At 41.2% G+C, this 21,746-nt stretch carries 19 protein-coding genes; 6 read left to right on the top strand and 13 right to left on the bottom strand.

Translation table 11 applies throughout. The features are described from left to right. Positions 1-96 precede the first annotated feature (96 nt). A complete protein-coding gene (locus DFQ12_RS13235; protein ID WP_120259539.1) occupies positions 97-1,344 on the top strand; it encodes a hypothetical protein in 1,248 nt (415 codons plus the stop codon). Between the two features lie 98 nt (positions 1,345-1,442). Continuing rightward, on the top strand, positions 1,443-1,976 hold the full coding sequence (locus DFQ12_RS13230) for a hypothetical protein (protein ID WP_147420409.1): 534 nt from the start codon (positions 1,443-1,445) through the stop codon (positions 1,974-1,976). A 20-nt stretch (positions 1,977-1,996) separates the two neighbouring features. On the opposite strand, the gene DFQ12_RS13225 is transcribed toward DFQ12_RS13230, so the two are convergent. Continuing rightward, a complete protein-coding gene (locus DFQ12_RS13225; RefSeq protein ID WP_120259537.1) occupies positions 1,997-2,413 on the bottom strand; it encodes an NUDIX hydrolase in 417 nt (138 codons plus the stop codon). A gap of 228 nt (positions 2,414-2,641) precedes the next feature. Continuing rightward, the gene (locus tag DFQ12_RS13220) at positions 2,642-3,808 is read right to left on the bottom strand and encodes an aspartate aminotransferase family protein (protein WP_120259536.1); all 1,167 of its coding nucleotides are present in this window, start codon (positions 3,806-3,808) and stop codon (positions 2,642-2,644) included. A gap of 221 nt (positions 3,809-4,029) precedes the next feature. Between DFQ12_RS13220 and pdxR the strand changes: the two genes are divergently transcribed. Together pdxR and DFQ12_RS13210 are read left to right on the top strand one after the other, a co-directional pair. Then, the gene (gene pdxR, locus DFQ12_RS13215) at positions 4,030-5,469 is read left to right on the top strand and encodes a MocR-like pyridoxine biosynthesis transcription factor PdxR (RefSeq protein WP_120259535.1); all 1,440 of its coding nucleotides are present in this window, start codon (positions 4,030-4,032) and stop codon (positions 5,467-5,469) included. A 305-nt stretch (positions 5,470-5,774) separates the two neighbouring features. After that, complete coding sequence (locus DFQ12_RS13210; protein ID WP_120259534.1) at positions 5,775-6,773, top strand: beta-ketoacyl-ACP synthase III; 999 nt, start codon at positions 5,775-5,777, stop codon at positions 6,771-6,773. Between the two features lie 81 nt (positions 6,774-6,854). On the opposite strand, the gene DFQ12_RS13205 is transcribed toward DFQ12_RS13210, so the two are convergent. The 11 genes from DFQ12_RS13205 to DFQ12_RS13155 all read right to left on the bottom strand — a co-directional run bounded on the left by DFQ12_RS13205 (position 6,855) and on the right by DFQ12_RS13155 (position 20,409). Beyond that, a complete protein-coding gene (locus DFQ12_RS13205) occupies positions 6,855-8,234 on the bottom strand; it encodes an energy transducer TonB (protein ID WP_120259533.1) in 1,380 nt (459 codons plus the stop codon). 476 nt (positions 8,235-8,710) lie between these two features. Next, positions 8,711-10,159, bottom strand: coding sequence for a fimbrillin family protein (locus tag DFQ12_RS13200; RefSeq protein ID WP_120259532.1), 1,449 nt, complete (start codon positions 10,157-10,159; stop codon positions 8,711-8,713). A gap of 20 nt (positions 10,160-10,179) precedes the next feature. After that, a complete protein-coding gene (locus tag DFQ12_RS13195; protein WP_120259531.1) occupies positions 10,180-11,826 on the bottom strand; it encodes a fimbrillin family protein in 1,647 nt (548 codons plus the stop codon). A 367-nt stretch (positions 11,827-12,193) separates the two neighbouring features. Continuing rightward, entirely contained in the window at positions 12,194-13,309 is a 1,116-nt protein-coding gene (locus DFQ12_RS13190; protein WP_167457272.1) for a clostripain-related cysteine peptidase, read from the bottom strand. 350 nt (positions 13,310-13,659) lie between these two features. Further along, positions 13,660-15,936 (bottom strand): multicopper oxidase family protein, encoded by a 2,277-nt coding sequence (locus DFQ12_RS13185; protein WP_120259529.1) that lies wholly within the window; start codon positions 15,934-15,936, stop codon positions 13,660-13,662. Between the two features lie 10 nt (positions 15,937-15,946). Further along, positions 15,947-16,411: a DUF2231 domain-containing protein gene (locus DFQ12_RS13180; RefSeq protein ID WP_120259528.1), complete on the bottom strand. Its 465-nt coding sequence runs from the start codon at positions 16,409-16,411 to the stop codon at positions 15,947-15,949. 4 nt (positions 16,412-16,415) lie between these two features. After that, positions 16,416-17,072 carry a DUF3347 domain-containing protein gene (locus DFQ12_RS13175; protein ID WP_120259527.1) on the bottom strand — a complete coding sequence of 219 codons (657 nt, stop codon included), beginning with the start codon at positions 17,070-17,072 and terminating at the stop codon, positions 16,416-16,418. Between the two features lie 11 nt (positions 17,073-17,083). After that, positions 17,084-17,515 (bottom strand): hypothetical protein, encoded by a 432-nt coding sequence (locus DFQ12_RS13170; protein WP_120259526.1) that lies wholly within the window; start codon positions 17,513-17,515, stop codon positions 17,084-17,086. Positions 17,516-17,526: 11 nt separating this feature from the next. Next, the gene (locus tag DFQ12_RS13165; protein WP_120259525.1) at positions 17,527-18,420 is read right to left on the bottom strand and encodes a DUF3347 domain-containing protein; all 894 of its coding nucleotides are present in this window, start codon (positions 18,418-18,420) and stop codon (positions 17,527-17,529) included. A 400-nt stretch (positions 18,421-18,820) separates the two neighbouring features. Further along, positions 18,821-19,279 carry a hypothetical protein gene (locus DFQ12_RS13160; protein WP_120259524.1) on the bottom strand — a complete coding sequence of 153 codons (459 nt, stop codon included), beginning with the start codon at positions 19,277-19,279 and terminating at the stop codon, positions 18,821-18,823. Positions 19,280-19,602: 323 nt separating this feature from the next. After that, entirely contained in the window at positions 19,603-20,409 is an 807-nt protein-coding gene (locus DFQ12_RS13155; RefSeq protein ID WP_120259523.1) for an alpha/beta hydrolase, read from the bottom strand. 249 nt (positions 20,410-20,658) lie between these two features. Between DFQ12_RS13155 and DFQ12_RS13150 the strand changes: the two genes are divergently transcribed. Both DFQ12_RS13150 and DFQ12_RS13145 read left to right on the top strand, forming a co-directional pair. Next, on the top strand, positions 20,659-21,084 hold the full coding sequence (locus DFQ12_RS13150) for an SRPBCC family protein (protein WP_120259522.1): 426 nt from the start codon (positions 20,659-20,661) through the stop codon (positions 21,082-21,084). 185 nt (positions 21,085-21,269) lie between these two features. Next, positions 21,270-21,728 carry a MaoC family dehydratase gene (locus DFQ12_RS13145; RefSeq protein WP_120259521.1) on the top strand — a complete coding sequence of 153 codons (459 nt, stop codon included), beginning with the start codon at positions 21,270-21,272 and terminating at the stop codon, positions 21,726-21,728. Positions 21,729-21,746 lie beyond the last annotated feature (18 nt).

The following is a 21,746-nucleotide window of genomic DNA, read 5'->3' as shown; positions in this document are numbered from 1 at the left end:
ACGTTTATCCAAATAATAGTTGAATCATTTAGTTTCGCAATTAGCATACAAACTATTTACTATTCGGATTGTATACGATTACATAAACCTACAACGATGATTCAGAGACAAACACTTGGATTGATTTTTATGCTTGCAGTGGCGAGCGTCAGCTGTCAGAAAAATGAAATAGCTCCAGCGCCCATAGAAACTGAAACAGCTTCGAAACTTAAAGCGAGCACAACTGCTGCAGCTGTCAGTGTCAACAATTATGTCAATACCAGTACCTATATCAATTCAGGATTCAGTTTTCTAAATCCTTCCCAAGTAAACAAAAACCGTCAGGCCATTGGCGGGAGTGCTTACACCGAGGTATATGGGTTCAATATTCCCGAAGAAAATCGGGTTCGGGGTATCCGGTGGAATAGTGATGATGAAACCACGGCCATCTGGCGGCCACAGGGTATTGCCGGATTCACAAAAGATGGAGTCCGTTATCTTTTGGTCAGCTGGTATGCTCGGAATAATGCTGAGCACAAAGGTTCCCGCATTACCCTGATCGACATTAGCCCAAGTTCGAGTACCTATCTGACCTACCGCCATATCCTTCTGGTTCAACCCGATATTCCTAGCGGAACGACAAGCCATACACAATATGGCACTTATGCTCCACTTAAAGTACATGCCGGTGGAATCGCCTACTTCAAAGGAAAAATATATCTGAGTAGCACAAATCTGGGCGTCAGGGTGTTCGATCTTGATAAAATTATTGAAGTAAGCACGGGTGATGATACCAGCGAGAAATGCGGAAAAGATGCCAATGGCAATTTATATGCATTCAACTATCGGTATATATTACCACAAATAGGATATCAAAAGATCAATAATGCCAGTCCCTTTTCAACTATTCAAGTCAATGATGAAGGAACCCAATTTTGGACAGGGCAATACTATGCCGGCAGTGCTGATGCCGCAATCGTACCCCAAGTTTTTGGCTTTCCCATTGATGCGGATGGTAAACTCCAAAATTCAGGTATTGTTACAGTTACACCAAAAAACAGCCTATTTACTGATAACCATGCCCATGGAATCCAAGGTGTATTCCGAAAAGGAAACCGGACATGGCTATCCTGCACAGTATCTCCGAGCAATTCCTACGGATCCAATGCAAGATTGGCACGCTACAGCGATGGCGCAGATAACACCGTCCGTTACAGATGGCCCTATGGTGCCGAATCCCTATATTATGAAGCAACTTATGGTTATCTCTGGAGTCTGACCGAATTCGAACCCAATGCCGGGGCACAGAATGGCAGTCAAGTCAATCGCTGTATATTTGCCGTAGATTTTTCCAAATATGAATAGTCCCTCTTAACAGGTTGATGAACAAAATATAAATATCGTAATTTAAGAATGTAATGATATTTATTATCTTTAATACTGTATTTAAATCAATCGAAGCTATGCGTTATTTAACAAGTATACTATTTGCATTGTTGGCCATCTGCAGTTGGTCAAGTTTTAACACCGTTCAAAATCAGAAAAATCCATTATATGGAAAAATATTTCGGGAGATTAATGAAATTCCGGGATTGGCCAGCTATGCCCATGCATCAGGTGCAGTAATAGACGCAAGCAAAAGTGAAAGTGGTGACTATCGCTTTGCTGCGGGATATTATACCAGCGATAAAAACGGGATCTGTATTTTAAATGAACTGCTTGATGACAAGGAGAATGGAAAGGGCCAGGTGAAATATAAGATCTTGGATACAATCAATATTCGTAAGCTCAAAGCCAACGAACAACTTAGCCTTTGCAACTGTAGGATAGGCAACAAATTTGACAGCGAAATCGTTGCTATTAGCGTTGTCGAGGAAGACAAAGAATATTTCAACAAGACCCTCAAAGCTTGGCGATTGAACACCAAGACTGGAAAGATAGATCCAATACAAAATACCAAAACAATCAATTGTGCCAATGAGGGCTATGGTATTTAAGCATAGCTATGGCCTTTAACTTAAATCAGGCCATCTGCTTTCAACCTATCAAAAACATGCAATACACCGATAACCTGAATAGGTTCGCGTAAATAATCTTCATGGGAGAAGTACTTCACTTCTCCTATTTCGTTACTTGGTTGTATCGTTTCCGTAAGTGGATACAGAAAACAATCCTGTTCCATGATCACCTCAGGGATCATACCATAGGCTGGAGCAGTAATATGACAATAGTACGAAATCTTTTGTGGGTCAAGATCTATGTTCAATTCCTCTGAAATCTCGCGTCGGAGTGATTGTAATGAATCCTCCCCTGCATCTATTTTACCACCCGGCAGGTACCAAGCTTTTTTATTATTGCTGTAGGCCAGTAATATTTTGTTATCCGCTATACTAATTAATCCGGCTGTTGGTAAACCCTTTGTAATTGTCGACATCTGTTTCCGTGTATCTATCTAATTAAAGTATCTGTTGTGAAATTACTTTTTTGACGTCATTAATACAAGAAAAAAGCTAAACTCACCCATTCAAAAGAATATCCCCTCAGACACGGTTCATTAATAGAATACCGCGCTGGAAAGCGACATGCAGTTCTTCACGAATTACAACTGATAGGCAATTTCCTTTATTTGCATAAAAGGCTGCAGTATACAGTTCTTCACTAACTATCCCATGTGATAAGAACGGTTTTGGAAATAACGACTATTTTTTTCAAGCAATTTCTTTAAGCTCCTTAAAAAAATCTGTGCATGCTCCATTGTAAAGCTTAACGGTGGCAACAGCCTTAATGTATAAGCACCGGCATATCCAGTAAAGATCTTCTCGTCAAATAGCAGCTCCTGTCGTAGTTGTTGTATATCGGCATCAAACTCTACACCGATCATCAAGCCTTTACCCCTCACCTCAGCCACAGCAGCGATATCCTTCAATTCACTTATTAAAAAACCACCTACTTGCGCCGCATTATCAATCAGCTTTTCATCACGGAGAACCTCCAATACCGCTAATGCAGTGGCGCAGGCCAGATGATTACCCCCAAAGGTCGTCCCCAATTGCCCCATGAGTGGATTGATAGTGGGGGAAATAATTGTCGCCGCCATGGGGAAACCGTTGGCTATTCCCTTCGCCACAGTAACCAGATCCCCCTTTATTCCGGCATGCTGGTGTGCGAAGAACTTTCCGGTACGGCCATATCCCGATTGGATTTCATCGAGAATAAGCAAGGTGCCTGTTTTTGTACAGATCGCTCTGACTTCCTGTAGAAATTCATCTGTGGCGACCTGAATTCCGCCTACCCCCTGAATCGGTTCCATAATCACTGCGCAATATGCCTCGGTTTCCAATTGTTTTCTCAAACTGGACAACTCATTGAAGGGGCTAAAAAAATAAGGACTATTATCATTTACAACGGCACGCAGGCTCGTGTTATCAGTCGCTGATACGGCACCGGAGGTTCTGCCATGAAAGGCATTAGATAAGGATAAAACCTTTTTTCTCCCTGTAAAAAACGAGGCTAGTTTCAAAGCATTTTCATTTGCTTCAGCACCTGAATTCGAAAAAAATACCGCATAGTCGGTGTATCCGCTCATCAGGCCCAATTGATGTGCCAGTTGATGCTGCAAGTCATTATATATCGTATTCGAATAGAAGCCAATCTTGCCCAACTGTTGCAAGGTACTATCGACAACATGCGGATGTGTATGCCCCACAGCGACAACAGCATGCCCGCCATACATATCCAAATAGGCCTCTTGCTGATGGTCATATACGAAACAGCCAGCCGCACGTTCAATCTGGATATCCAATTTTTCAAATACAGGAAATGGTTTCATCAAATGGTCAAGATTTAGTTAAACCCAAAAATCAGATTAAATCTTTCCTTATAGGTAGTCCAGGATCAATTTAAAGCAAATAGTCCAGTTACTACCACCAGAAGTAAACAGCTCATCTCAAACCCAATACCTGAAAAACAAGTGCGATCGAATCATCGTAAAGGGTTTCAATCCAAAAGAACAATTGTATCTTTGGGTGAATTACCGAATAAAATTGACCCATGCTCAGACCCTGGAATTTGACGATGGAGATAGACCGATCTTCCACAAAGGCGATATATTTACAACTGGCAGATAGTATTGCCGCTGATATACAGTCAGGCAGACTGGCTCGTGGCACAGCCTTACCGAGCAGCAGGGCCCTCGCTACACAGTTGAAGCTAAACCGTAATACGGTTGTTGAAGCTATCCAACAGCTCCTAAGTGAAGGATGGGTCGTTAGTCAACAGCGGCGTGGGATTTTTGTGGCCCAACAGCTGCCGTCTTTGCTTTCCAACGCTGAAAGTTCCACCAAAAGCCCCCCCCTATCCACTCTTCAGGCACCATTGCGCATTATCTTCGATGATGGTAATCCTGACAGCAAGATTGCTCCCATCGACCAGCTCGGACGCGCTTATCGGCAAATTTTCAAGCGGAGTGCCCGATGGAAGATGATGGGCTACGCCGACCCAAGGGGACATATTGATTTTAGGCAAGCCATAGCCGACATGCTCAACCAGGAACGCAATATGAATATTACCCTGGACAATCTATGTATCAGTAGAGGGAGCCAAATGGCCATGTATCTTATTGCACAATGTCTACTGGAGAAGGACGACTATATTTTTGTAGAGTCTCCTGGCTATCACGCTGCCTGGAAGATATTCGAGCATACCGGAGCAAAACTTATACAGATCCCTGTTGATACAGAGGGGATCATTGTCGAAGAAATGATCCCCCATCTAAAGGATAAAAAAAATAGCAAAGCTGTATACCTTACACCGCATCGACAATATCCGACAACAGCTACGTTAAGCCCCGCCCGTAGGTCAGAGCTGATTCAATTATCCAATGCATATGGATTCACGATTATCGAGGACGATTATGATTACGAATTTCATTTCGATCACACACCATACCATCCGCTGGCCTCGGCTGCTGAATTGCAACATTCGATCTACATCGGAACATTGAGCAAAGTCGTAGCCCCTGCACTTCGTATAGGCTATCTTGTCAGCAAAAATGAACATTTATTGCAAGCTATTGCTCAACTACGTTACCTCATCGATATACAAGGCGATAATATCATGGAGCAGGCTGTTTTGGAACTTATTCAGGACGGCACCGTAAGAAGACATATCCGCAAAGCAACCAACTATTACCGAGGCAAGCGTGACTTTATGGTCAAGCAACTGGATCTCCATTTATCAGACCATGTAAGTTACCATTGCCCGCAAGGTGGACTAGCCGTCTGGCTGGCGTTCAAACATCAGGTAGACTGGACATTGCTCTTCAAAAAGCTGAAAGAAAAATCAATTCATATTCCCCATCCCGACAACTATCATAAAGACGATCGTTACGGTGGCTTGCGTCTAGGTTATGGATCCATTTCCGAAGAGCTGATCGAAGAGGGAATCAGGGGCTTGGCGGAGCTGCTCAAACTTGCTCGGATTTCTGGATAAGTGCGCTAATACGCTAAAAATTGCTAGACCGTTTTGACCTTTCGAAAAGATTAAAAAGATTAAAATTTCGACAAATACACCACCAGCAGCATATAATTTCGCCTGATCAAGACCGATTAAAAGAATAGTATAGGATAAAAGTTAAAAACGGTTAATTTTATTCAAAAACGTAATTATTTTGTCAAAAACCTATCTTTTCAGCCTTTAGTTGTACAAATTAACCGTAGTTTTACGGCGCAAAATCACAACTTGACTAATTTGTAAGATTTGGCTGTAGAAAAAGAGAGAAAAGAGTACATTATTTTATGACTGAAAGAATACCGAGCAGGCCGTATGCAGCAATAACTGGGGTTGGTGGATATATCCCACCAAACAGAAGATCCAATACCGATTTAGAGCAGTTTTGCGAGACCTCCGATGAATGGATTATCAAACGTACGGGAATTAAGGAGCGAAGGATATTGGATGAAAATCTTGCCACATCGGACATGGCCGTCAAAGCCATTCAGGATCTAGCAAAACAATATAATAAAGATTTGCGGGATGTAGATGCGCTTATCGTAGCAACATCTACACCAGATATGCCTATGCCAGCAACGGCCAATATTATTCTCGAAAAATTGGGGCTGACCAATGTATGGGCATTTGATGTCAATGCCGCTTGTTCAGGTTTCCTTTATGCGTTGGATATGGCTTCGTCGCTCGTGGAGACACAACGTTACAAAAATGTGCTTGTTGTCGGCGCAGATAACATCAGTACTTATGTCGATCTAAAAGACCGTTCTACTAATATTCTATTCGGAGATGGCGCTGGCGTAATTTGGCTTGAACCCTCAATTGAAGGTGGTGTTATGGATGCCTACCTGCGTAGCAATGGTGCTGGACGTGAATTTTTGAAGATCGAAGCCGGTGGTTCCCTCTACCCGATCGACAGCAACCTACCCGTAAATGACAACCGTTTTCTCAAACAAGATGGCAAAACAGTCTTCAAACATGCTGTTCAATCGATGAGTGATGCCTGCAATACTGTTTTACAGCGCAACAACTTAAAAATTGAAGATATCAACTGGTTAATTCCACATCAAGCCAACCAACGTATCATCGATGCGGTTGGTCGTAGTCTCAATATTCCTGAAGATAGAGCACTTAGTAATATCGAATATCTAGGTAATACCATAGCAGCGACAATCCCTTTGTGTATCTGGCAGAATATTAAAAAACTGAATACTGGAGATTTAGTGATGCTGACTGCTTTTGGGGCAGGATTCTCTTGGGGAGCAAGTCTATTTAAATGGATGATTTAAACCATCAAAACCCGCTCTGTTTAAAGAACCGGAACAACATAAAGAAAGCGCCAGAAACTAACAATTTCTGGCGCTTTTTGTTTAGCTCTTTTGTGTCGAGTAGTCAACGATGACATAAATGATCGGCTTTTGCTCGTTCTTACCGAAAAATGTCTTCGCAGTCTCCTTCGAAATAATATGAACCTGTTGAATTCGCGTCCTATCTATCGTATCAAGTATTTGCAGATTGATTAATTGGTTATTCAGAAATACAGTATATTCTCCTGTATCCTGCCCCGCTTTTCGACAGGAAGCCAATATTTCCTCCAATTTTTCCCGATATACTTTTTCTTGGCCTACACGATAATTTTTGGTATACAATTCCATATACCCCTTCTTCCTATCATCTTGAAAATATCCTTTTATCTGCTCTGCCTTTGTTATTCTAACCCGGTCAATGACCGACATATCTAAGAAATCAAAGATTGCCTTCGTATTATAATAATAGTTATCTATGTAAATTAGTTCCGCAGGTAAGACCGTTTTTCCGATTCGATATTGCCCCAGAATATTACTAAATGTCGCCTTATCAGCAGATGCTTTTATCATTGCTTTCCTCTTTTGGTCAAGTACGGGCTCCGTCAGCAGGCTTACAATTCCCCAAATGGTATCTTCTTTTCGCTCCGGAACCTGAGACAAACTATAGATAGACAGCATTGCAACACTATCTATATTTAGATATTTTCGCCATTGGCTATAAGACAGCTCCCTATCATTCAGCTGAAATTTGAATTTTGTACTGTCGCTTTGCCCGAGCAGTTGAAGGGTCCGTGTAAAACCTCTTTTATTATATTCTTTTGGATCGGTATCCAAATCATTGACAATAAAAAGCGGTTCATTGTACTTCGGGCCAAAAAGAGCTTTCGAAAATTGTGCATCCACCTCAAAAAAAGGTGTATACACATAACGCATGGCATGTTGCTGACCTTTAGCATACAATAGATTTCCATGCAAGATCACATTTGTGTTTTTTATATCTTTTGCACTTTTTGGAATAGGATTAGGGAAATTATGAAACCGGATTGGCAGATCAAAAGAGATATTAACCTTTTTACCCTTTATGGATCCCGGTATCCATCGCGGGCTTTCAGCCAATACCCGTAAAATATCCTTATCATATTCATGGTCTACACTTTTTTTGACCTTGGGTTTTATAATAGCACCTGTCGTATCCACAATAAAAGATACATACACCCTTCCTGCTGGCTTCCCTCGCAATTGAGGCCCCAGTGGATAACGGATATTTTGCCCCATGTACTTTACAAATTTGTCTATACCTCCAGGATATTGTGCAACAATACTATCGCCAGCCGTACCAATGGGTAAAGCTGAGGCAGCAGTATTTTGAGCATAACTCATTGTACAGCCCATGAAAGTCAAGCCAAGCAATATAATATATTTTGAAAAAGAGACTTCTTTCATCTGTATAAATTAGTTTATTCATTAGTCGATTTTCTCTTTAAGGCATCCATGCTTCCTTCGGCGGCTTCTTTGTGATGAAGCTATCAGATTCACTCGCCTTGTGATTATTCATCAACCACAAATGGTTCTGAAAATTAAGCAATTTTCAGAACAAAAACATCAGTTCCCTTCCCATCTGCTGCCGGAAAAAAAACAAAAGGTCAAAAAAACCTAAATATTTTAAGGTTATCAGTTTTTTCCCTTGAGCGTTCTACTCAGACAGGAATTCCCGAAAGACCGATTAGAACACGTAAAACTGTAACCATGCACTCCATCTCCCAAATATTAACAAAAAAATATCTGACACTTTGGAGGTGTCAGATATCTAAATTATTATAAATCTAAAAAAATATGAGAACTATCTCCACATATGGAGTCATAAGTAAATACGGTCACACTGTGCAATTGTCCCTAAATATTTTACTTAATAGCTCTTCTTATTTATTTGTACCAGTAATGACAATGTTATCCAAACGTAAACCCAAACTATTAACGCTGGCTGCTCCATAAAACTCAACCGTATTGATAGGTATGGCAGGAACATTGCCCAAAACTTCCAATGTGTAAAATTTATTTCCGTCAGTGGATCCCACTATCGGCTGATCTGTAACTCCGTATTCAACGCCATTAACTTTTACTTTCATGATATTCAAATTGCCGGTATTGGTTCCAGTGATATTTGCAGCAGCATCAAATTTAATCTTCAATTTCGTATAGCCCGAAACAGCAATTCCAGCAATCATGAGTGAAGCATCTTTATTGGCCGGTAACCAGACATGTGCATTTGTCCCCTCGCCATAGGTAGAAATTGTACGTAAGTCTGCTGTACCATAGCTATCTGTAAAACTTAGGGTCTTGTTATCAAAGTTGCTGTATGTCGCTATTTTTGGCCGCGCTGTACTTGATATAGTTCCTGTACCAAAAGTTTCAGTAACAAGCACTTTAACCTCACCTGCTGGCGGATTGACTTCATCGTCCTGACCAACTGTATAAGAACCAGATGGGACATTATTCCAGTCAGTAATCGTCGCGGTCAACGCAACAGCCTGAGGTGTTGCTGTTCCATCATTTTTCAGTTCGATCGCATAGGTATATTTTTTTCCCTGCTCAAATTTTGTAGCGGTTGGCAGTGTTAATTTGAAAATACCGGTAGCCAACCTAAAGGTCACTACTTTACCTGAGGCATCTTCAACCGGCAAAACAATCGCTTCAGAAATTAAAGCATTATTGACGGTACCGGTTTTTGCAACAATGTCACCTACCTCCGTCTGTGTTCCCAACGTGCCTGTGGCAAGATCAAAATTGGCTTTTGTATTTAAACCAGCAATAGTCGCGCTTAAACCTGTCAAATCAGTAATACCAGCACCTGCTTTAATGGTGAACTCGATTTTAGCCAATTGGTGGATAAAGTTTAAGTTAGCGGCTGTACTTGTTTTATTTAGACCTGTAGCGTTGTTGGCATATAATAGATCTATTGCACTCTGATTACTTTGATTGTTGACATCGACGGAATAAATCGTATTTGCAAGATTCTGTCTAAAAGGATAGTAGGCAATAAAATCTACATTGCTCCCATTTTCAGGGTAATATAGCGTCTGATCGGACGAAGAAGCTGCAAATTGCCCGTCTCCTGCTGTATTGTATTTTTTGTTGGCAGCGAGCACATTGCTAAATCCATTACCGGTTTTCATAAAAACACCGATTGCATCATTTGTTTCCCAAACGTCGTTGACGGCCTTGGTTTTGATCTGACCATTGATTGATGATGCAAATTTGATACCTGTAGCGATTTCAGTTCCGGTCCCCGTCGACCCGTCTTTTTTACACGAGCCGAACAGAACAAACAGCATAACAGCTGCTGCAGATAGAATTTTTTTATTTTTCATGTCGTTATTATTTTTCTTATTTATTTCCAGATGTTAGTGTCAATTGTTTCTTTTAGGTTTCCGGCCAATTGGGGAAAGAATGTAAACCCGGTCTCTTTTTCCAAATCACTTACATTGACGCGATAGCTGTTATAGTTGCTGGTCGATGGAATAATCTGGTTATTGATGCGAAATCCGATCGTGTAATAATTATTGCCTTTTTTCATTGCAAGAGCCTTATAATAATATTTAGGAATGGCTGACCCTTTTAAATAAGTGATATTTTGATCATTTGCAGAGGTAATCGCTGCTCCGGTCACCACATAAAGCGTGTCACATTGCGCGGTCCAAACCCGTACTTGCTGTTCCAGGTTGTTCCAGATTCCCTGATTCATCGATGAAATCTGGGCCGTCATATTGGAGTAATAGAAGGTGGTCGCATTAAGGTCTCTACTCGCTGTGCGGTCTCCGCTGGGAATCTGATGACCACGGTCGTAGCCGTTGCCAAAGGAGCTGCTCAGATCAACCTGAAAGCTTGCAGCGATCGACGGATCAAAAGCCCATGCATCAGAACGTCCCGAACCACCTATGTATGAAGTATGCATGGGATAGGCGACCCAATATGCCATTTTATACCTCTTATCGTATAACATGGCATAGTTACGTACATCAGATTTGCCAGGGTAGGGATGTGCCACATACATGATATTATCGTCGGTTTTTACAAGCGGAGTTTCCATGTAACCATATCTTACCGGCGGATTGACCTCCGTTTCCTGGTCAAGGCTATAACTTCCGGATGGAACCGTATTCCAATTGGTAATCGTCGCATTTAGCGCCACCGCTGTAGCTGTACTACCCGACCCCTTAAGCTCTATTTCATAACTATATTTTTTACCCTTCTCGAATTTTGTACCCGCAGGTAGAGTCCAGGTGAATGTTTTTGTACCAATGGCAAAGACAACTTTGGTATTGGTCTCATCGGTCGTAGGGATCAATATTGCTTCTGAAACAGCCGTACCAGCAGCAATACTCGTCTTAGTCAAAATTGTAGCTGTTGGGTTCTGAACATTGATGACACCTGCAGATAGATCAAAATCAGCTTTCGATTTTACACCAACGATACTAGTCGTCAGATTATTTAGATCTGGCACACCCGCTCCGTTCTTAATCGTAATCTGAACTTTAGCTAGCTGATGGGCGAAAATTAAATTAGCAACTGTGGTTGTTTTACTCAGACCAACCGCATTGGTCGAATACATCAGATCAATTGCAGCCTGATTACTTTGGTTTTCGATGTCTACAGGATAGCTATTATTGACCAGTTGTTGTTTGAATGGATAATAGGCAACAAAATCTACTGTACTCCCGTTCTCAGGGTAGAAAAGTGTCTGGTCTGTAGCTGCAGCTTTAAATGCACCATCCCCTGTTGTATTGTAATTTTTGTTTGCGGACAGTACATTTGTCAGTCCATCTCCCGTCTTCATAAAAACGCCAATCGCATCATTGGCATCCCACTTGCTTTCCGCAGCCTTGGTTTGGATATCGCCATCAATGGATGCGGAAAATTGGGCCGCAATACGATTGTCCTTAACAATTTCCGGCACAATGGTGTTATCCTTTTTACAGGCTGTAGCTAATAGAAAGAGCGCAGCAATCGATGCAACATGTAAATTTCTAATTTTCATTATTTACTTGATTATGTTAAAAATTGACTTTTATTTATGAGGGTTAATGCTAGCATTTTGGAGCAATCGCTACTGCTTTAAATTCATAAACAGTAATCAACACTCCGCTAGCAATATATTATAATGGACAGCTGTAAAATAAACCATTAGAAATATAAATAGAGTTAATACAAAAACAAGTTTATGTTAATAATATAAAGAAATACGACCTATTGATAACTTAACATTAACAATAGACTACAAAATAAAAGCTCGAAGAACAAATTTTATAAAAATCAATACCTGGGGGGGGGTAAAAATAGAAAATCCGTTATTGGGATAAGCCTGAGATTACAAGAGTCTGGACGATATTATTTATCCCCTGTCGTTATTCCTTAACAAAGGAATCAAAACCGCTATCCTTCGCCCATTGTAGGGACTTATAGTAAGGATGCACCCATTTATTGCGATCGTCTGGGACGTAACAGGATAGGCCTGAAAACTTTAAGATCGGTTTCCCTAAAAATGTAGGTGTATGTGCTTTATAAATGACCAGTTTAGCAACAACACGATCAATGTCTGCTGTTGCCGAAGAAGCTATATTTTGATGGGTAAAATCAAGGAAGTCAAACCCTGCCGACAGTGATTTTTCATCAAGATCCAATCGCTGTAGCCCCTCTCGATAGATGGTACCAAGTGGGTGTTGGATCAATGTTTTTTTCATTTCGCCCGCAAGCTCAGTCCAATGGCTATTATTGATGACAGCGATGGTCGCCGAGCGATATTGGCCCGATAGCTGATCATAAAATGTAAAATACGATGCTGCAGCAGACTTTATCCCGCTTTCAAGGTCTGGATTGAGCAAGTGTTTTAAAACCTGTTGATAAGGCATACTCGTAGATAGCACTTCGGTCGGAGAAGCTATGGTATATCGGGCTTTATCCCGTAGTTGATAGAGCACTTCTACACTGCCCATTGAGCAGGCATCAAACATTAAAAAATCAAGACCAGTAGGTAAGATCGACTCCAGATCTTTCAGGTCAGTCTTACGTCCTTTATCATCATTAAAAGACATTAATTTAACCGGTGCATCAGGCAACCAGTTCGTCGCATGGGACCATAATATAAGTCCTGTAGTCCTATCAGCAACATAGCCTTGCATCGTCCCCAGAATTTCCTTCATAACAGCAGGATCTGCTGAATTATGAGGCTCATAAGATTTTATTACCCGGCTCTTTATATCAGGCCTTTGATCCGCAACAATTTTATAGATTTTAGGCGCCGTTCCTGCCAATGTCGCATAGACATAGATATCAGCATCCAAACCGGTCAGCCCTTCCTCCATTGCATTGATACTGTTGTAGGCGTCCGAGACCAGATTGTTATTGGCACCCATATAAACTAAAATCGCACGATTGCCGCTTTTGACAGCCAGCTCTTCTTTATCGTTACAGCTACTGAAAAGAGCAAGAGCCAAAAGCCCATGTAAAAGGAAAAGCTTCATACAAGTTACATTCATCTAAAACCTATCAAGATCATTTCAAACTTACATAAAAGCAATTACTATTGTGCTTTGATAACAATTTCATAACATAGGATCTGTCACGAGGGTTCTTTGATTAAATTGGTTTAGATGCATCTCTTGTAAAAGTTTATCCTAAACAACATCAACATTATAATTTATATATTAAGATGAATTATATTGGAGAAGTCTTTTTGAGAGAAACAAACATAATAGAAGGCGTATTAAAATTTCCAAAGGGTTTATTGAAATAGACATGTAATCGAGAATCTAATAAAAAAACAGGGTATCTCATCATGAGATACCCTGTTTTTTCTGCTTTAATAAGCCTTTTAATAATTCAACGATAAGCCCAGACCAAAGCCCATATCACTATCGTAATGTGTTCTGAAGGCCATATTCTTCGTGATGATATAATTCAGTCCGGCCATATATTCAAGATCCGAGTTGACCATAAAATCGCCACGTATTCTTCGTGAAATTGGGATATCCTCACGCATCATCTGCAATCGGACAATACCATCATGGTACACTTCAGCTTGAAAATTCACCAGCATCGGCAGCGTATACATAAAACCCAGACTCACCGCTTTGCGACTATCTTTTTTATTTGCCTGACCGAAGATATTCTTTTCATGTTCATCCTCGCCCATTCGACGGTAACGGTAATCAAAACCTACAAAAGGCATAAACCACTGCATCTTTCCAAAAAAACGTCCCAAGTGTGTCTCCACCTCGTAACCATGCATGTCGTTATACCCCAATCGCCATTCTGATCCCAGTTGCCAGCGCGCATTCTGGAACATTGCCTGACCATCATTTCCGTTGGTCGCGAAGTCATTCTGCGCCATAAAATGCGTCATATTGCTTTCATGTTGCAGCTCCTTATATGCTTTGGCTTTATCCGGTAAATAGGGATTTTTATAGTCATCCACAGCAAATACCCGGTTCATTCCGGCCATCATATGGTATAAGATATGGCAGTGAAAAAACCAATCACCTTCTTCATTTGCCAAAAATTCTATGGTATCTGTTTCCATTGGCATGATATCGACCACATTTTTCAATGGAGCTTTTGCACCTTTGCCATTCAGTAATCTAAAGTCAAAGCCATGCAAATGGATCGGGTGGCGCATCATGGAATTATTGTAGATAGTAATCCGCAGTACTTCCCCTTTCTTCACCGGAATCTTATCCGTTTCTGAAAGAATTTTATTATCCATGCTCCACACATAGCGGCTCATATTTCCGGTAAGGGTAAATTTAAGATCCCGCACAGGAGCGTTCTTCGGCAATTCGGTCTCATGGGGGGATTCCAGCATCGCATAATTCAATGTGACAATATCACCCAGTGCATTCGCATTGTAACGGTTTGGATCCTCTTCCGTCTTCATCTTCCCATGATCCATACCACTATGCTTGCTGTGATCTTCCTTTTTCTTTCCATCTCCGGTAATTTCAGAATACATGACTACATTCATATCCATCTGATTCAGGCTCATATTCATGCCCATATCGTTCAGATTACCATCCATCTTCATCATGTCATTCATCATCTTCATTCCCTCAAAATATTTGAGACGAGGGAGTGGTGAAATCAATTGCTTAATGCCATTACCCACAAAATAACTTGCCGATTGGGTCCGATCCTCCGTTGTCGCCATAAACTCGTAGGACGTCCCTTCATTCGGGATCGTCACGACCACATCGTAGGTCTCCGATACAGCGATCATCAGTCTGTCCACCTCCACAGGTACCACATCATTCCCGTCGTTTGCAACTACGGTAATTTTCCCACCCGCATAGCGCAACCAAAAATAAGATGAGGCACCACCATTGGAAATCCGCAAACGTACCTTATCGCCCGCTTTCAATTTCTTTCCATCTACTTCCTTTAGATCTGTAGAATGGGCACCATTCAACAGGATCTTGTCGTAGTACACATCACTGACATCCATGGCGAGCTGACGCTTCCATTCATTGGTGATTTTCGTTCCAAACTTACCTTCTTTGATCGCCTCCGCGTAAGATTGGGTAGCCCCTTTTTTAATAGCTGCCCAGTCATTTCCTGTATGGAGCATCCGCTGGATATTATCTGGATTATAATTTGTCCATTCACTTATGATTAATGGAATAGTCGGTAAATCATCTATTCCTTTGCGAAAAGTCTTGTCATCCGCACGTTTGTTCAAAATAAGGCTACCATACATGCCGATCTGTTCCTGCAAGCCCGAATGCGAATGATACCAGTGCGTTCCGTGTTGAATAATCGGGAAACGATAGGTATAAGTTGAGTTCGGCTTAATCGGCTCCTGCGTTAGATGCGGTACACCATCCTCTTTGTTTGGCAAAAAGATACCATGCCAGTGCAGCGATGTACTTTCTTTCAACTCGTTGTGAACCACAATTTCCGCAGTATCTCCCTCGGTAAATGTCAACGTCGGCATAGGGATCTGCCCATTTACTGAAATAGCCCGTTTTGCTTTGCCTGCATAATTCACAATGGTGTCCCGAACATACAGTTCGTGACGCACCACCTTCTGTGCAAACACAGCAGCCTGTGTCATCAATAGTAAAACAATTATTAATATATTTCTCTTATTACTCATTTTCATGCGATTACTTAATTAAAACTCCATTACTTTTAGGTCCCACACCATACTGATAGACCAGCCGTGCGCCATGGTGTCCCGTGATAAATAGTGTCACAGACAAACTTATCAACAAAATCACGATCAAATAGTTTGTCCAGATGACTTTACGCCATCGCAATGCCACGAAGCGTACCACTGTGCTTATCCCCGCCAACCAGAAGCTGATCCAGGCATAACGTTGGTGGGTATCAAACACGGCAAAGGCTTCTTCATCGGCATCTCCCGAAATATGGGATGCTGTCTGGATTGCTGCAAAAGCCCCTATTGTTCCCAAAAGCAATAGGACAAAAGTCACTATATTTAACTCCCGCCGATATCGACTATAGCTTACAGCCACCACCTGACTGAGCAAAGCTAAAAGCAGCAGCACTATAGGGAAATGAACCACCAAGGGGTGCAAGCTGGGAAACCCTTCAAACAATTTCTCCATCACGCTATTGAATTGTTTCTACAGTAGATCCACAGGTCGGCATTGATTTGCCCAAATAAGGATTGTCAATTGCCTTTTGTTTGCTCAACCAATGCGCGCCTTTACCCTCATTATACATTGGACAATGTTGGTAGTAGACTGGAGCTTCCGGTTTCACCACTTTTAACAATGCGTACATATTTTTGGATAGCGTCACAAAGTGCTCACGTTGATGTCCATTTTCATCAATCCCGGCGATATGTTCTGTATCAAAGGCCAATTTCCGTTGATACTGTTTCCAAGCAGCAGCGGTAGCGGTCTCCAGCTTGGTGGCATCAATTTTTGCAACCACAGCCTGCATCTTCTTGGCAGCCTGCTGTGCGGTCTGCCCATTATCTCTTGCCAGCGCATCTTTTAATTCAAAGTAAGCACTGTACACCTCCTCAAAAGATCTATCCTTTGCGACTGCAGCATCCGTCTTTGTCTTAGCAGCAGTTTCGGTAACCACCGTTTTTGCTGTTGTATCGGCTACTCCAGCTGTATCTGCTTTCGTTTTATCCGTAGCAGCGCTTGTCTCCTCATCTTCCTTCGCCGTATGTGCGGCATTCGTATGATTCGGTTTTGAGTTGTTGCAGGCAGCAAGTGTCATTGCTGCAACTACAATCAGTATTATTCTTTTCATTTTAAGCCTATTTATTGGTTTATATTTTCAACGTATTTCCGATAATTTTCTTCGTTTTCAAAGTAAGAAACTTCCCCTTGATCGCCCGTTATGGCAATAGCTGCATTGGCCTTATCAACCTCTTTCTTGGACAAGGGATCAATAGCAACACGAACAGCGGCTTCTTTAGGGATTCGTTCCTTACACATTTCACAGCAGCCATAATAAGCCCTGCCCTCATGTTTGACCAGCAGTTGTTTCTTGGCCATAAAAGCATCGTTGACCATACATACCTCTTCAGTAGGTACGAGATCCCCTTTTTTGTACTGCTTTTCAGCAGCTGTTACCTGCATCGTTGTATCTTTTTCTTGACTCGTAAGTGCTGCTTTCGATTTGCTTTGCGGATTGGTGCATGCCGTCAATGTGAGGACAAACACTGCTATAATAGCAACTAGATATTTCATGGGGTCAGCTATTAGTTAAGCGTTTCAACTGTACTTCCACAAGTGATCATTTGCGATCCGTAGAATGGATTTTTAACGGCCTTTTCCTTACTCAACCAATTTGCACCTTTCCCCTCGTTAAACATTGGACAATGTTGATAGTAGATAGGACTCCCGAAAGAACTCACTTTGGCCAGTTCATAGAGCTTCGTCGAAAGTGAGGCAAATGCAACACGTTGTTTGGTCACATCCTTGCTCTTCGCAATGGTTGTAGCATCAGTAGTCAAATTGTTCATCACCTTCATCCAGACAGTATGTTCAGCGGATGCAAGCTTATTCATATCCACAGCCTTGATCGCTTCCTGCAATGCCGCTGCCTTGGTCGCTGCCGTCTGGGCATCCGTCTTGACCAGCGCATCTTTTAAAGCAAAGTATTGATCGACCACATTTGTCAATTGTGTTACTTTTCCGGTTACCGCAGCTGCTGCTGTAGCATTTTGGTGAGCTGAATGATCTGTTTGCCCCGACTGATGTTGTCCACTAGGTTCTGTAGTTGTTGCAGTCTGCGATTTTGATACAGGTTTTAATGTTCTTGTATATTGATCTGCTTTGGGCAACTTGGCATAAGCGTCGTCCGGTGCCAGAAACTTCTCACTGTCAAATCCTGCCAAGGCAATACGTTTTAAAACCTCATCTTCATTTGTTTTTGAAGCATCATAGGTGATCGTCGCAATTTTAGTTTCCTGGTTCCAGTCTACTTGAGCGGTCTTTCCGGCCTTGCCCTCCTGCTCGATGACAGTTTTTGCGGCCGAGGTATTTCCGAAGACTTTTACCGTTGCTGTTTTCGCATTTTTGATCTGCGCCTGTATCGTGTTATTGGTCAGTAATACTAGGGTTACTAAGCCAATTATTGAAATGGTTTTCATCTGTAAATATTTTTTTTAATGGCCATATGGAATATCCCGTCTATTTTCATAAGTGTTTGTATTTTTCCAACATGGATATTTCATCTGTAAATTTTTATTGATGGTGTTTGTTTTCATTGGTATCAATGAACGCATTACACTCAGTTTATATTTTAATAGTATAGGATATACCCCTAAAATTTGATTCGTATTTATGCTTTTCAAATAAGAGTACCTGATGACGAATAAATTTTAAATAAATAATAACGAAAACTTCCTTAATAGCCAGTTATCCATCGCTAAAAGCCGTAGACCATCACTAGATCATATCACCTAATGGGTATTTTCATCTTATATATTAAGAGGGGTTTTGAACGCCGATGGCGATCCAAAAAGACGTAGCATGGGCTACCATCGATAATTAGGCTATTTTGGGAGGCTGCCAGATCGAAAAATAAGCATCCGAGCAAAACGGTTGCTTGTATAAGGTATACAATTTGAGCTGATCTGTGTCCGATGGTAAAATAAGATCCACTTCATAAAAAGAGATCATCGGATTACATTGCATCGAAGTACGACATGATTTTTCGGCACAGTGTTTACCACAGTCATCGCCGTGATCATTTGAAGCTCCAGAATCCTGTTTTTTATCTTTACAGCAATCTTTCGTGTCAGTCTCCTTTACATCTTGCGCTTTGTCATTATGTTTTGGATCTTGACCTTGCTCGCTATCCTTTACATCCTGACCTTTTTCTGCACAACAGGATTTCTTCTCCTGCTTCGGCTTTTCGGGGACTGAATGGCAGGCAAAACCCAGACTTGGTGCTAAAAATAGCCCCAAAATACAGATGACCAACAAGATGTTGACTTTTGCCCACATAGGAATTCAAATTTATTTTATTTACGTTATAATACCTTATTTACAGGAAATAACCCTGCATGTAGCTATTACGGGATAAAGATCGTTACTATTTCCGAAATAGCTGTTGTAATATTTTTTATTTTATTTATAATATTTCTGACAGGAAAATCAGTCCATGACCCAGCGCTATTTCTCTATTCTTTAGACTCAAATCTTACGCCAAATAGAAAGCCAGAAAAAACCTTCATGCTCTTATAAGCACCAACAGTCCTAAAAATCAACTGAAGGTTCTTTCTGACCAATAGAAAAACAGACACTTTCAGAAAAAAAGACACCTAGTTTCATTTTTCCAGCTCCTTGATCCAATTCAGTAGCAGCAAGCAACCCGGTGCATAGACAGTGCCATGATCAAATCCCTGCAATTGGTATAAAGACGTTTTTGCATGGCCGATCTGTTTTAAGATTGCTGCAAGATGCGCATTTTCTTCATATCGTGCGGGCAGCTCCAATCGGGCATCACCTGTGATCAATACAATAGGTGGCGCATCCTTCCGGGCAAAGGTTATAGGCGCATAGCGATCTATCTGCGGGATGACCATTGACTGTCCACGTCCCTTTTTTATGGTGTAATGCGTATTGGTCTGACCACTGATCGGCGCGAGGCCTTTTATCCGATTCGCATCGACTCCGTATTTGTGTAGATAGCTGCTATCCAGTCCCACCATTAACGCTAGGTATCCTCCAGCAGAGTGTCCTGACACATAAATCTTTGCCGGATCACCACCATAGGAAGCAATATGGGCGAACGCCCAGGCAACAGCCGCTGCAGCATCTTCAATATAACCTGGCGCTTTCTCCTTAGGGCTCAACCTGTAATTGACAGCGACCACAGCCACACCCTTCTCTTTAAGCTCCAATGGAATAAATTTATTTCCCCCTTCCAGTCCGCCACCATGAAACCAGACGATCGTGGAAAAATCTTTTCGGTCAGTAGGAATATAAAGATCCAGCTTACATCGTTCCTTTTTATACGCGTCGGTATCGGTATTTTTACAATAACTGATATCTGCTAGGGTACGATATTTCTGTGCGAAGATCCTGTTCGAAGTAATCAATAAAAAGAATACAATAAGGAATTTTGGAGACATAATAAATGGGTTTAAGGATTCACATTCATAAAGTTAACAAAAAGCCAACGGATCCCCTCCCTTTTAACGCAAAATTGTCTATTCCCAAGAACAACACATCAAGCTAATATCCTTAATGATCTTTTTTAGAAGCATATTAATGATTATCTTACAGGGGACATAACAAAAGGTAAATTTTCCTGTTATTAATAAAGAAACTGTTATTAATAGGGAAATTGTAAATACTTTAGAAAAAATCAGTAACATAATATGGAGCAGATAAAAATACAAGCGCATATTGATGTGCGTGTGGAGATCATCTGGAACGCCTATACCTCAGCAGAAGATATTATGCAATGGAATCAAGCTTCCGATGATTGGCACTGTACAGGTGCAATCAACGATTTACGCATCGGAGGAAAATTCAAGAATCGTATGGAGGCAAAAGATGGCTCCATGGGTTTTGACTTTATAGGAACCTATACGGCACTCGAACCGTTCAAAAAAATAGCCTATACGATGCCCGATGGCCGTAAGGTTACCATAAATTTCAACTCGAAAAAATCCACGACCGAGATTACCGTTATTTTTGATGCTGAATTCGAAAACCCTGTTGAGATGCAACGGCAAGGATGGCAAGCCATTTTGGACAACTTCAAAGCCTATGTAGAAAAAACATATGGTAGCCCATCATAGTGACAAACGCTTTAAATGCGGTAATTGCAGCATATTCAGCTGATGATAATTAGTTCAACTAGTAGACATATAATAACAGACATACTTGGATTGCTAACGACAATGGTTATCTTTAGCCAAAATTTGATATTCCTGTATGTAACCTACGGAGCAAATTCCAACGAAAAGCGATAAAGACATAACATATGACAATAATTAACAATTATGAAGAGTACAAAGCCTTTGAAGGAAAGTCATTAGGCGAATCTCAATGGCATACAATCGATCAAAAACAGATTAACCTGTTTGCCGATGCAACCTTAGACCACCAATGGATCCACCTCGATAGCGAAAAAGCAAAAACAGAGAGTCCATTTAAATCGACCATTGCACATGGTTATCTGACCCTATCCTTAATTCCTTATTTGTGGAAACAGATTGCAGAAGTAAGGAATGTCAAAATGGAGATCAATTATGGCATCGAAAACCTACGTTTTGCACAACCGGTCCTGGTCGATAACGAAGTACAATTACATACACATGTTAAATCGGTTGTCAATCTTAGGGGAGTGATCAAAGTAACCATTGAAGCAACTTTAAAAATTAAGGATAGTGCCAAACCTGCTTATGTTGGGGATGTTATCTTTTTATACCACTTCAATTAAATCAATCCGAATAGGATT

This window comes from Sphingobacterium detergens (genome assembly GCF_003610355.1).
GTDB classification, from domain to species: domain Bacteria; phylum Bacteroidota; class Bacteroidia; order Sphingobacteriales; family Sphingobacteriaceae; genus Sphingobacterium; species Sphingobacterium detergens.
The sequence above is the reverse complement of the archived record's forward strand: the minus strand, read 5'-3'. Positions and strand labels throughout refer to the sequence as shown.

Excerpts from the sequence above, each read along its gene's own strand:
- DFQ12_RS13205 (WP_120259533.1), bottom strand. The coding sequence starts at position 8,234 with ATGAAAGAAGTCTCTTTTTCAAAATATATTATATTGCTTGGCTTGACT.
- DFQ12_RS13175 (WP_120259527.1), bottom strand. The coding sequence starts at position 17,072 with ATGAAAAGAATAATACTGATTGTAGTTGCAGCAATGACACTTGCTGCC.
- DFQ12_RS13235 (WP_120259539.1), top strand. The coding sequence starts at position 97 with ATGATTCAGAGACAAACACTTGGATTGATTTTTATGCTTGCAGTGGCG.
- DFQ12_RS13185 (WP_120259529.1), bottom strand. The coding sequence starts at position 15,936 with ATGAGTAATAAGAGAAATATATTAATAATTGTTTTACTATTGATGACA.
- DFQ12_RS13155 (WP_120259523.1), bottom strand. The coding sequence starts at position 20,409 with ATGTCTCCAAAATTCCTTATTGTATTCTTTTTATTGATTACTTCGAAC.
- DFQ12_RS13200 (WP_120259532.1), bottom strand. The coding sequence starts at position 10,159 with ATGAAAAATAAAAAAATTCTATCTGCAGCAGCTGTTATGCTGTTTGTT.
- DFQ12_RS13150 (WP_120259522.1), top strand. The coding sequence starts at position 20,659 with ATGGAGCAGATAAAAATACAAGCGCATATTGATGTGCGTGTGGAGATC.
- DFQ12_RS13220 (WP_120259536.1), bottom strand. The coding sequence starts at position 3,808 with ATGAAACCATTTCCTGTATTTGAAAAATTGGATATCCAGATTGAACGT.
- DFQ12_RS13145 (WP_120259521.1), top strand. The coding sequence starts at position 21,270 with ATGACAATAATTAACAATTATGAAGAGTACAAAGCCTTTGAAGGAAAG.
- DFQ12_RS13180 (WP_120259528.1), bottom strand. The coding sequence starts at position 16,411 with ATGGAGAAATTGTTTGAAGGGTTTCCCAGCTTGCACCCCTTGGTGGTT.
- DFQ12_RS13190 (WP_167457272.1), bottom strand. The coding sequence starts at position 13,309 with ATGAAGCTTTTCCTTTTACATGGGCTTTTGGCTCTTGCTCTTTTCAGT.
- DFQ12_RS13165 (WP_120259525.1), bottom strand. The coding sequence starts at position 18,420 with ATGAAAACCATTTCAATAATTGGCTTAGTAACCCTAGTATTACTGACC.
- DFQ12_RS13160 (WP_120259524.1), bottom strand. The coding sequence starts at position 19,279 with ATGTGGGCAAAAGTCAACATCTTGTTGGTCATCTGTATTTTGGGGCTA.
- DFQ12_RS13170 (WP_120259526.1), bottom strand. The coding sequence starts at position 17,515 with ATGAAATATCTAGTTGCTATTATAGCAGTGTTTGTCCTCACATTGACG.
- DFQ12_RS13195 (WP_120259531.1), bottom strand. The coding sequence starts at position 11,826 with ATGAAAATTAGAAATTTACATGTTGCATCGATTGCTGCGCTCTTTCTA.
- DFQ12_RS13225 (WP_120259537.1), bottom strand. The coding sequence starts at position 2,413 with ATGTCGACAATTACAAAGGGTTTACCAACAGCCGGATTAATTAGTATA.
- DFQ12_RS13210 (WP_120259534.1), top strand. The coding sequence starts at position 5,775 with ATGACTGAAAGAATACCGAGCAGGCCGTATGCAGCAATAACTGGGGTT.
- DFQ12_RS13230 (WP_147420409.1), top strand. The coding sequence starts at position 1,443 with ATGCGTTATTTAACAAGTATACTATTTGCATTGTTGGCCATCTGCAGT.
- pdxR (WP_120259535.1), top strand. The coding sequence starts at position 4,030 with ATGCTCAGACCCTGGAATTTGACGATGGAGATAGACCGATCTTCCACA.